Source organism: Catellatospora sp. NPDC049609 (assembly GCF_040675365.1).
In the GTDB taxonomy this organism is placed as follows: Bacteria; Actinomycetota; Actinomycetes; order Mycobacteriales; family Micromonosporaceae; genus Catellatospora.
Genome location: NZ_JBFAOU010000235.1, coordinates 1 through 10504 on the forward strand (window position 1 = coordinate 1; position 10504 = coordinate 10504).

The window sequence follows — 10504 nt, forward strand, 5'->3', positions numbered from 1 at the left end:
GCACCGGCGCCGAGCGGTCCAGCGGCCGTACGCCGCGCGCGTCCGGGCGCCGGTCCATGTCGGTGAGCTGGTAGCGGGCCGAGTTCTCCACGGCGCTGCACCTGTGGACCCAGGTGGTGGGCAAGGTGCGGCTCGCGCTGGAGCCGATGGTCAACCACTGGTGGCAGGTGCCGCTCTACGTGAGCTCGCGCGGCCTGACCACCTCGCTGATGCCGTACGGCACGGCGGGGCTGGAGATCGTGTTCGACTTCCAGCGGCACGTGCTCGACCTGCACACCACCCGCGGCGAGCAGCGCGAGGTCGAGCTGCGGCCGCGTACCGTCGCGGACTTCCACGACGCGGTGATGTCCGCGCTGACCTCGCTGGGCATGCCGGTCGACATCATGGCCCGGCCGGTGGAGCTGCCGGAGGTGATCCCGTTCCGGGACGACGAGCAGCACTGCTCGTACGACGCGGAGTACGCGCACCGGTTCTGGCAGTCGCTGGTGCAGTCGCAGCGGGTGCTGACCGCGTTCCGGGCGCGCTTCCAGGGCAAGGTCAGCCCGGTGCACCTGTTCTGGGGCGCGCTGGACCTGGCAGTGACCCGGTTCTCGGGTGAGCAGGCGCCGCCGCACCCGGGCGGCGTGCCGAACTGCCCCGAGTGGGTCAACCTGCTGGCCTACAGCCACGAGGTGAGCAGCTGCGGTTACTGGCCGGGCGGCGAGGGCGAGGGGATCTTCTACGCGTACGCGTACCCGGAGCCGCCGGGCTTCCGCGACTGGCCGATCGACCCGGAGCAGGCCCGCTACGACGAGAAGCTGGGCGAGTTCGTGCTGCCGTACGAGGCGGTGCGCACGGCTGACGATCCGGACCTGGCGCTGATGACGTTCCTGCAGTGCACCTACGAGGCCGCGGCGGAGCTGGGCGCCTGGGACCGGCAGTCGCTGGAGGTCTGACCCGGCCGAACCGCCCAACGCCCGACGCGGCACCGGCCGCCGCCCCTATGGTGACGGTATGCCGGATTCGGACGACGCCCGCACGGCACGGTCAGCGACCGGCGGCCCACCCGACCGCAAGCGCACGGGTGCCGGCAGGCCGCCCGACGGCCTGCACGCGGACCCTGACGACCGGCTCGGCGGTGGCCGCGCGGTCTCCGCTGACCCGCCCCGAACCAGCCGCGCAGGATCCGACGGGCCTGGCGGCGCGGCAGCCGGATCGCCCGGCGGGTTGCCCCCGGGCGCCACATCCGCCGGGGACCCGGCCGACCTGGTACGCCGTGTCGGCTACCTGCGCACGCTGGCGCTAGCCGGGCTGGTGGGCGTGCCGGTGTCGCTGGCCGCGTTCGGGTTCCTGGCGCTGCTGCACGCCGCCGAGCACCGGATCTGGCGCGACCTCCCGCAGGCGCTGACCGGTTCGGACACCCCGCCGTGGTGGTGGCCGTTGCCATTGCTGGCGCTGGCCGGGCTGGGGGTGGGCGCGGTGGTGCGGTGGGCGCCCGGCCACGGCGGGCACGTCCCGGTGGACGGCATGGGCGGTCCGCCGCCGAGCGGCGCCGAGCTGCCCTGGGTGCTGGTGGCGGCGCTGGTGAGCCTCCCGCTGGGCGCGGTGCTCGGCCCGGAGGCGCCGCTCATCGCGGGCGGCGGCGGGCTCGCGCTGCTGATCGCGCACCTGGCGGGGGCCGAGCCGGGCAGCCGCAAGTCGATGATCGTCGCCGGGTCCGGTGCGGCGGCGGCGGTCGCGGCGATCTTCGGCAGCCCGGTGGTGGCGGCCGTGCTGCTCATCGAGATGGTCCAGCTCAGCGGGGCGGCGCTGGCCATCGTCGTGGTGCCGTGCCTGCTGGCGGCGGGCATCGGCGCGATCGTGTTCACCGGCCTGGGCGTGTGGTCCGGCCTGCCCATCGGCTCGCTGACCCTGCCCATCCCGCCGACGGACTTCCGCCCCGACTTCCCCGACCTGCTCTGGGCCGTGCCGCTGGCGGTCCTCACCGCGGCGGGCATCCGCGTGGTGCGCCTGATCGCCCGCAAGGTGGTGCCGTGGGTCGCCGCGCGGCCGCTGGGCGGCACCTTCGCCGCCGCGCTCGGCGTGGGCGCCTGCGCCGCCGCGTACGCCCTGGTCACCGGACGGTCCCCGGCGGAGGCCGCGTTGTCGGGCCAGCAGCTGCTGGCCGCGCTGGCGGCCGACCCGGCCGCGTGGCCGGAGCTGCCGCTGCTGGCCCTGCTGATCTTCAAGAGCGCCGGGTACGCGCTGTCGCTGGCGGCGCTGCGGGGCGGCCCGATCTTCCCGGCGGTGAGCCTGGGCGGCGTGTTCGGCGTGCTGGCGGGTCCGCTGCCGGGGCTGGGCGCGATCCCGGCGATGGCGGCGGGCATGGCGGCGGCCTCGGTGGCCATCATGTCGCTGCCGGTCAGCGCCGTGGTCCTGGTGGTGCTGCTGATGGGCCCGCTGGGTTTCCGCACGACGCCGATCGTGCTGATCGCCGTCGTGGTCGCCTACGTGACCGAGCAGATCCTCGAACGCGGCCTCAGCCCTCGCCGCGACCTGCAGCCCTGACCCGGGGGGTCAGGGGCGGGTGGTGCCGTAGAGCCAGGGGTGCAGGAAGGCGTCGAGGGGGCGGCCGGCGACCCGTTCGGCCAGCGCCACGAACTCGGCGGTGGTGGCGTTGCCGTCGCGCTTGTCGGCCGTCCAGGTGCGCATGACCGTGAAGAACTTCTCGTCGCCGATGAGCTTGCGCAGGGCGTGCAGGGTCATCGCGCCGCGCTCGTAGACGGCGCTGGAGAAGATCCCGTCCCGGCCGGGGTCGGCGGTGGGCACGCGCCACATGCGGTCGCGCTTGTCGCGGTAGTACCGGTCGTAGCGCTCCTGCACGGTGCGCCCGCCCTCGTGCTCGTCCCACAGCCACTCGGCGTACGTCGCGAAGCCCTCGTTGAGCCAGATGTCGCGCCAGGAGTCGACCGAGACGCTGTCGCCGAACCACTGGTGGGCCAGCTCGTGCGCCAGGATGCTGGTGTTGGGCCCGTCGGCCCAGGTGCCGGGCAGGTAGACGGGCCGGGTCTGGTTCTCCAGCTCGGCGTCGACGCGGCTGTCGCCGACGACGATGCCGCCGTACGCGTCGAACGGGTACGGTCCGAAGAGGCCCTCCAGGAAGTCGCAGACCTCGGGGGTGCGGGCCAGGGCGCGGTCGGCCTCGCCGGCGGGGACGCTCGCGGAGATCGCGTTGATCACCGGCTTGCCCCGGTGCTCGGTCTGCGTGACGCGGTAGTCGCCGACCACCATGGTGGCCAGGTAGGACGCCATCGGCGAGGTGACGGCCCAGCGCCAGGTGGCCTGGTCGCCCTGCTCGGTCCGGCCCTTGAGCACGCCGTTGCTCAGCGCGCTCATGGTCTTCGGCGCGGTGATCTCGATCGTGTAGCGGGCCTTGTCACGCGGGTGGTCGTTGACCGGGAACCACGACGCCGCCGACTGGGGCTCGCCGACCGCGACCGCGCCGGCGCGGCTGAGGAAGAAGCCGTTCTTCTCGGCGTCGCGCTCGGGCGAGTCGGCCGGGCGGCCGCCGTAGGTCACCACCGCGGTGAAGTCCTTGCCGGAGTCGATGTGCCGCGCGGGCGTGAGGACCAGCTCGTCGCCCTCGCGGGCCACCCCGGCGGGCGCTCCGTCCACGGTGGCCCGGTCCACCGACAGCCCGATCAGGTCGAGGTGGAACCGGTCGAGCGGGCTGGTGGCCTTCGCGCGCACGGTCGCGGTGCCGTCGAGCCGGCCGGACGCCGGGTCGAACCTCACCTTGAGGTCGTACGCGGCGACGTCGTAGCCGCCGTTGCCGTAGGTCGGGAAGTACGGGTCACCGAGCCCGGCGAGGTCCAGCTCGGCGGGGGTGCCGGCCCTGCCGCCGGGCTCCACGCCCATCGGCGGCGTGGCGCCGGGCGCGGTGCCGGTGCACCCGCCGAGCAGCAGCGCGCCCGCTAGCAGCGCGCTACCGAAAATCGTGACATCACGCCCTGATGGGCCAAATCGCATGAAACTACATTAGGGACTGTCAGCCAAGATCGGGCGCGGCCAGCCGAACCTTCTCCGCGGACTCGTCGTCGGGCTCCTGCTGCGACTGCCGCTCGGCCTCCACCCGCGCGAGATAGACCTCGATCTCCTCGGCGACCTCCGCCTCGGACCAGCCGAGCACGCCGCCCATCAGCCGGGCCACGGTCGGGGCCGCCTGCACCCCGCGCGACCAGGTCTCGATCGACGCCCGGGTGCGCCGGGCCAGCACGTCGTCGACGTGCAGCGCGCCCTCGTGCGACGCGGCGTAGACGGCCTCGGCGGCCAGGTAGTCGTCGGCGCCCGGCAGCGGCTCGCCCAGCGACGGGTCCTCGGCGACCAGCCGCAGCACCTCGTGGATCATCGAGCCGTACCGGTTGAGCAGGTGCTCGATCCGGACCACGTGCAGCCCCGACTCCTGCGCCAGCAGGTGCCGCCGGTTCCACAGCACCCGGTAGCCCTCCGCGCCGGCCAGCGGCACCTCGTGCGTCATCGACTCGGGGATCTTCAGGTCCAGGCTGCGGCAGGCCTCGTCCACCGCGTCCTTGGCCATCACCCGGTACGTGGTGTACTTGCCGCCCGCGACGACCACCAGGCCCGGCACCGGGTGCCCGACCAGGTGCTCGCGGGACAGCTTGCTGGTCTGCTCGGACTCCCCCGCCAGCAGCGGGCGCAGCCCGGCGTAGACCCCCTCCACGTCCGCCGTGGTCAGCTTGGTGACCAGCACCGAGTTCACGTGCTCCAGCACGTACTTGATGTCGTGCGCGGTCGCCGCCGGGTGCGCCAGGTCCAGGTTCCAGTCGGTGTCGGTGGTGCCGACGATCCAGTGCCGGCCCCACGGGATCACGAACAGCACGCTCTTCTCGGTCCGCAGGATCAGCCCGGTGCGCGACTGGATGCGGTCCCGCGGCACCACCAGGTGGATGCCCTTGGAGGCGCGCACGTGGAACTGGCCGCGGGTGTCGGCCATCCGCTGCGTCTCGTCGGTCCACACGCCCGTCGCGTTGATCACCTGCTGCGCGCGCACCGCGTAGCGCTCACCGCTGAGCACGTCCTCGACGGTCGCGCCGACCACCCGCTCGCCCTCGCGCAGGAACTCGGTGATCCGGGCCCGGTTGGCCACCATCGCGCCATAGGACGCCGCGGTGCGCACCACCGTCATCGTGTGCCGGGCGTCGTCGACCTGGCCGTCCCAGTACTGCACGGCGCCGACCAGCGAGCCCTTCTTCAGGCACGGCGCCTCCCGCAGCGCCCGCCGGTGGCTCAGGTGCCGGTGGTGCGGCACACCGCGGCCGTTGCCGCTGGTCAACCCCATCGTGTCGTACAGCAGCACGCCGGAGCCGACGTACGGCCGCTCCCAGACCCGGTGCGTCAGCGGGTAGAGGAACTTCACCGGCTTGACCAGGTGCGGGGCGATGCGGGTGAGCAGCAGTGCCCGCTCCCGCAGCGCCTCGGCGACCAGCCCGAAGTCCAGCATCTCCAGGTAGCGCAGGCCGCCGTGGATCAGCTTGCTGGAGCGGCTGGACGTGCCCGACGCCCAGTCCCGCGCCTCGACCAGGCCGACCGACAGGCCGCGGGTGACCGCGTCCAGCGCCGCCCCGGCGCCCACCACTCCCCCGCCGATCACGAGGATGTCCAGCTCCCGGGCGGCCATGTCGGCCAGCGCCTGGCGGCGCGCCTCGGGTGAGAGCGCAACGACGTCCATGAGGTGACCCCTACTCGACCTCGACCCAGTTCAGGGTCCGCTCGACGGCCTTCTTCCAGCCCTTGTAGCCCTCCGTGCGCTGCTCCTGCGTCCACTGCGGCTCCCAGCGCTGGTCCTCGTGCCAGTGCTGGCGCAGCTCGTCGGTGTTCTTCCAGAACCCGACCGCCAGCCCGGCCGCGTACGCCGCGCCGAGCGCCGTGGTCTCGGCGACCACCGGCTTGCTCACCGGCACGCCGAGGATGTCGGCCTGCAGCTGCATGCACAGCTTGTTGGCGGTGATGCCGCCGTCGACCTTGAGGAACTCCAGCTTCACCCCCGAGTCGGACTCCATCGCCTCGACCACGTCGCGCGACTGGTAGCAGATCGCCTCCAGGGTGGCCCGGGCCAGGTGCGCGTTGGTGTTGAAGCGGGACAGGCCCACGATCACGCCGCGCGCGTCGGAGCGCCAGTACGGCGCGAACAGGCCGGAGAAGGCGGGCACGAAGTACATGCCGCCGTTGTCGTCGACCTGCCGGGCCAGCGCCTCGCTCTGCGCCGCGCCGCTGATGATGCCCAGCTGGTCGCGCAGCCACTGCACGGCCGAGCCGGTGACCGCGATGGAGCCCTCCAGGGCGTACACCGCGGGCTGGTCGGCGAACTGGTAGCAGACGGTGGTCAGCAGGCCCGCGTTCGAGCGCACCAGCTCGGTGCCGGTGTTGAGCAGCAGGAAGTTGCCGGTGCCGTAGGTGTTCTTGGCCTCGCCGGGCGAGAAGCACACCTGCCCGACCGTGGCCGCCTGCTGGTCGCCCAGCGAGGCGGGCAGCGCGATCTCCCCGGCGAACGGGCCGTCGGTGCGGGTGCTGCCGTAGAGCGCCGGGTCCGACGAGGGCCGGATCGCGGGCAGCATCGCGCGCGGCACGCCGAAGAAGGACAGCAGCTCGTCGTCCCAGTCCAGCGTCTCCAGGTTCATCAGCATGGTGCGGCTGGCGTTGGTGACGTCGGTGATGTGCACGCCGCCGTTCGGACCGCCGGTGAGGTTCCACAGCGTCCACGTGTCGGTGTTGCCGAAGAGCGCATCGCCGCGGCCGGCCGCGTCGCGGACGCCGTCCACGTTCTCCAGGATCCATTGGATCTTCCCGCCGGAGAAGTACGTCGCGGGCGGCAGCCCGGCCTTGCGCCGGATGACGTCGCCCCGGCCGTCGCGGTCCAGCGCCGCGGCGATGCGGTCGGTGCGGGTGTCCTGCCACACGATGGCGTTGTAGTAGGGCCGCCCGGTGCGCCGGTCCCAGACCACCGTGGTCTCGCGCTGGTTGGTGATGCCCACCGCGGCGAGATCGGACGCCTGCAGCCTGCGCTGGGCCAGCGTGGTCCGGATGACGGCGCTGGTCCGCTCCCAGATCTCCAGCGGGTTGTGCTCCACCCAGCCCGCCTGCGGGAGGTACTGCTTGTGCTCCAGCTGGTGCTTGCCGACCTCGTTGCCGCCGCGGTCGAAGATCATGAACCGGGTGCTGGTCGTGCCCTGATCGATCGCACCGACGAAGTCGGCCATGTCCGCGTCCTCTCCCTGAACGTCGCGATCCCTTGCCGGATCACCTGCCGGTGCCCTCCTCCTTCACGCCGACCGTGCCGACCGGCGTGACGGACTCCTCCACCTGCTCGACCGTGAGGTGCCGGCCGATCAGGAGCTGGTAGAGGAGCGCGCCGAGCGGCCCGCCGATCAGCGGCCCGAGGATCGGCACCCAGAAATAGAGATTCCCATACTGGTCTCTGAACGCGGACTCATAACCGGTCAGATAAGACGCCAGCCGGGGCCCGAAGTCGCGGGCCGGGTTGATCGCGTAGCCGGCGGCCGTGCCCCAGGCCATGCCGATCGCGACCACCAGCAGGCCGATCATCAGCGGGGCCAGGTTGGCCAGCGGCGGCAGGTTCAGCAGGTCGGTCAGAGCCAGCACCATGAACATCAGGATCGCGGTGCCGATCACCTGGTCGCGGAACGCGCCCCAGGTGCCGATCGGCAGCGCGCCGTTGCCCGGCAGCGTGGAGAAGACGCCCTGCGTCTTGATCGTCAGGCCCGGGTCCACCGAGTGCAGCATCTCGGTGTAGTTCCAGCGCACGATCAGCGCCGCCACGAAGGCGCCCAGGAACTGCGCCACGATGTAGGGCAGCACCTTGATCCACGGGAAGCCCTTGAAGATCGCCAGCGAGAACGTCACCGCCGGGTTGATGTGCGCTCCGCTGATCCGGGCGGCCGTGTACACGCCCAGCGTGACGCCCAGACCCCAGGCCCAGGCGATGCTGTCGTGGTCGCCCAGCCCGCCGGCGACCACCTGCGCCACCACACCCACACCGAACAGGATCAGGATCATCGTGCCGGCGAACTCGGCGCTCAGTTCCCGCCACAGGCCGTTCGTCTTGGTTGTCGCCATGTCCGTGCCGCCCCCCGGTCGTCCGCGGGTGCAGCGATGAGCCGTGCGGCGCCGATCAGTGTGCCGTCGCGGCGATACACCGCCGCCGACCACCGGAAACGGTGATCCACTCGCGCTACGTGTCCAGCATAGAACGATCCAGGTCCAGCGTAGGCCGATCGGAGGGCACGCCTGCCGGGAATGGCGGGTGCAGGGTTGATGCGTACGAAATGGGCGCTATGTCATTCGGGTGCGGACTCGTCCAGCGTCGCATCACGAACAGCCGCGCGCACCTCGTCCAGCGCCGTCGGCGCCACGGACAGCGTCCGGCAGCCCGTCGACAGCAGCAGCGGCACCAGTTCCGGGTCGGCCGCCGCGTCCCCGCAGACCGACACGTCACGATCGTGGCGCAGCCCCGCCCGCACCACCGCGACCACCGCCGCGAGCACCGCCGGGTCGGCGATCCGCGCCGGGGTCAGCGACGGGTCGCGGCGGTCCAGGCCGAGTAGCGCGGCGGTGAGGTCGTTGCTGCCGATGGACAGGAAGTCGGCGGCGGCGGCCAGCTCGTCGGCGACGGCCACCGCCTCCGGCAGCTCGATCATCGCGCCCAGCGGCGGCACCGCCACCCCGCGCTCCTGCGCGGCGGCGGTGAGCAGCTCCCGGCAGCGGTCGAGCTGCGCCACCGAGGTGACCATCGGGATCATGACGCGCAGCCGGGACCCGTCCGCCTCGTCGAGGATCGCCGCGAACTGGTCGGCCAGCGCCTGGGGCGTGGCCAGCATCAGCTCCAGGCCGCGATGGCGCGCCGAGGTGCCCCACAGGAACGGGGGCAGCTTGTCCGGGGCGAAGTCCAGCGTGCGCACGGTCGCGGTGAACCCGTCCAGCGCGGCCAGCACCGGCCGCAGCGCCGCCGCGTGCTCGGCCCGGGTGGGCCAGTGCCGCGCGGTCAGGAACGCCACCTCGGTGCGGATGAGACCGGCGCCCCGCGCCCCCGCCGCCAGGCCCGCCACCGCGTCCGCCGCGGTCGACACGTTGACCAGCAGCGTCACCGGCACCCCGTCCCGGGTCACCGCGGGCTGGTCGCGCTGGGCGGCCAGCGCCTCCCGGCGCTCCCGCGCCGCCGCCACCGCCTGCCGGGCCGCCGCCAGCCGGTGCGGCGGCGGGTCGACCGTCAGCGTCGCCGTGACGGTGTCCAGCACCGCCTGCCGTCCCGCCGTCGCCTGCGGCAGCGTCAGGCCGAACAGCAGCGGCACGCCCAGCGCCCGCGCCACGATCGCCACGTGCGCGTTCGGGCCGCCCAGCCGGGACACCCCGCCCGCCACGGTGACCGACGGGTCTAGCAGGTCGTCGGCGCCCAGCTCCTCGGCGACCAGGATCACCGGATCCGGCCCGCCCGGCTCGCCGGCCCGCGCCCGCAGCTGATCCACCACCCGCCGGCCGATCTGGCGTACGTCGGCGGCGCGGGCGGCCAGCGTCGGGTCCGAAAGGCCCGCCAGCACCGCCGCGTAGCGCTCCGCGGCCTCGGTCACCGCCCGGTCCGCCGGGACTCCGTTCTCGACCGCGCCGACCGCCGCCGAGCGCAGGTCGGGGTCGTCGGCGATGAACGCGGTCGCCTCCAGGATGTCGGCGGGCGTGCCGTTCTCGCCCCGGCCCCGCATCGCCTGCGCGGTCGAGCGCAGCCGCGCCGCGACCGCGTCGAACGCCGCGCCCACCTGCGCCGGGCCGGCGGTGACCGGCTCGCCGTTGCCGCCGTAGGTCAGGTGCTTCACCCGGCCCACCGCCACTCCGGGCGCACCGGCGACCCCGGAGTAGAACTCCGAGGTCATGGCGCGCTGGCGTCGGCGAGCGCCTGGAAGATCAGCCAGGTCGACGTCGCGCCCGGGTCCTGGTGGCCGATGCTGCGCTCGCCGAGATACGAGGCGCGCCCCTTGCGGGCCTGCAGCGCGACGGTGGCGCGCATGCCCTCGGCGGCCGCCTGCGCCGCCGCGCGGGCCGCCGCGGCCAGTCCCCCGTCGCCGTCGCCCCCGTGCTCGCGCAGCGCGGCGTCGTACGCGTCCACCGCCGGGGCGTACGCGTCCACGATGGTCTTGTCGCCGGGCGCCGCCCCGCCCAGCTTGCGCAGCGCGTCCAGGCCCGCCCGCAGACCCGCCCCGAGCGCCGCCGCGTCCACCTCGCCGCCCTCCGGCAGGGCCTTGCCCAGCGCCCGGAACGCGCTGCCGTACAGCGGCCCCGCCGCCCCGCCGACCTTCGACACCAGCGTCGACCCGGCCAGCGTGAACACCGCACCCACCCCGGCGGGCTCGGCCCCGGCCAGCGCGGTGCGCCCCGCGCCCGAGCCCCGGGTGATGTTGACGCCGGGGTGGGGTTCGCCGATAGAGGCGGGGATCCGGGTCAACTCGGAGGCACGAGCGGC

The 10504-nt window shown here is 73.6% G+C and carries 8 protein-coding genes; 2 read left to right on the forward strand and 6 right to left on the reverse strand.

Annotated elements, in window-relative coordinates:
* The first annotated feature begins 95 nt into the window (after positions 1–95).
* Both AB0J67_RS36225 and AB0J67_RS36230 read left to right on the forward strand, forming a co-directional pair.
* Positions 96–935 (forward strand): DUF5996 family protein, encoded by an 840-nt coding sequence (locus tag AB0J67_RS36225; RefSeq protein ID WP_363489492.1) that lies wholly within the window; start codon positions 96–98, stop codon positions 933–935.
* Positions 936–993: 58 nt separating this feature from the next.
* Positions 994–2526, forward strand: coding sequence for a chloride channel protein (locus AB0J67_RS36230; protein WP_363489478.1), 1533 nt, complete (start codon positions 994–996; stop codon positions 2524–2526).
* A 9-nt stretch (positions 2527–2535) separates the two neighbouring features.
* On the opposite strand, the gene AB0J67_RS36235 is transcribed toward AB0J67_RS36230, so the two are convergent.
* From AB0J67_RS36235 to dhaL, 6 genes are all read right to left on the reverse strand, one after another.
* Positions 2536–3987 (reverse strand): M1 family metallopeptidase, encoded by a 1452-nt coding sequence (locus tag AB0J67_RS36235; RefSeq protein WP_363489480.1) that lies wholly within the window; start codon positions 3985–3987, stop codon positions 2536–2538.
* A gap of 19 nt (positions 3988–4006) precedes the next feature.
* Positions 4007–5707: a glycerol-3-phosphate dehydrogenase/oxidase gene (locus AB0J67_RS36240; protein ID WP_363489482.1), complete on the reverse strand. Its 1701-nt coding sequence runs from the start codon at positions 5705–5707 to the stop codon at positions 4007–4009.
* A 10-nt stretch (positions 5708–5717) separates the two neighbouring features.
* Complete coding sequence (glpK, locus tag AB0J67_RS36245) at positions 5718–7235, reverse strand: glycerol kinase GlpK (RefSeq protein ID WP_363489484.1); 1518 nt, start codon at positions 7233–7235, stop codon at positions 5718–5720.
* A 40-nt stretch (positions 7236–7275) separates the two neighbouring features.
* Positions 7276–8112, reverse strand: coding sequence for an MIP/aquaporin family protein (locus AB0J67_RS36250; RefSeq protein ID WP_363489486.1), 837 nt, complete (start codon positions 8110–8112; stop codon positions 7276–7278).
* A 221-nt stretch (positions 8113–8333) separates the two neighbouring features.
* The gene (locus tag AB0J67_RS36255; RefSeq protein WP_363489488.1) at positions 8334–9917 is read right to left on the reverse strand and encodes a putative PEP-binding protein; all 1584 of its coding nucleotides are present in this window, start codon (positions 9915–9917) and stop codon (positions 8334–8336) included.
* Positions 9914–10504 (reverse strand): dihydroxyacetone kinase subunit DhaL (gene dhaL, locus AB0J67_RS36260; RefSeq protein WP_363489490.1); only part of this gene is annotated, 591 nt, incomplete at its 5' end. The genes AB0J67_RS36255 and dhaL, both read right to left, overlap by 4 nt.

Excerpts from the sequence above, each read along its gene's own strand:
- AB0J67_RS36230 (WP_363489478.1), top strand. The coding sequence starts at position 994 with ATGCCGGATTCGGACGACGCCCGCACGGCACGGTCAGCGACCGGCGGC.
- AB0J67_RS36235 (WP_363489480.1), bottom strand. The coding sequence starts at position 3,987 with ATGCGATTTGGCCCATCAGGGCGTGATGTCACGATTTTCGGTAGCGCG.
- AB0J67_RS36240 (WP_363489482.1), bottom strand. The coding sequence starts at position 5,707 with ATGGACGTCGTTGCGCTCTCACCCGAGGCGCGCCGCCAGGCGCTGGCC.
- glpK (WP_363489484.1), bottom strand. The coding sequence starts at position 7,235 with ATGGCCGACTTCGTCGGTGCGATCGATCAGGGCACGACCAGCACCCGG.
- AB0J67_RS36250 (WP_363489486.1), bottom strand. The coding sequence starts at position 8,112 with ATGGCGACAACCAAGACGAACGGCCTGTGGCGGGAACTGAGCGCCGAG.
- AB0J67_RS36255 (WP_363489488.1), bottom strand. The coding sequence starts at position 9,917 with ATGACCTCGGAGTTCTACTCCGGGGTCGCCGGTGCGCCCGGAGTGGCG.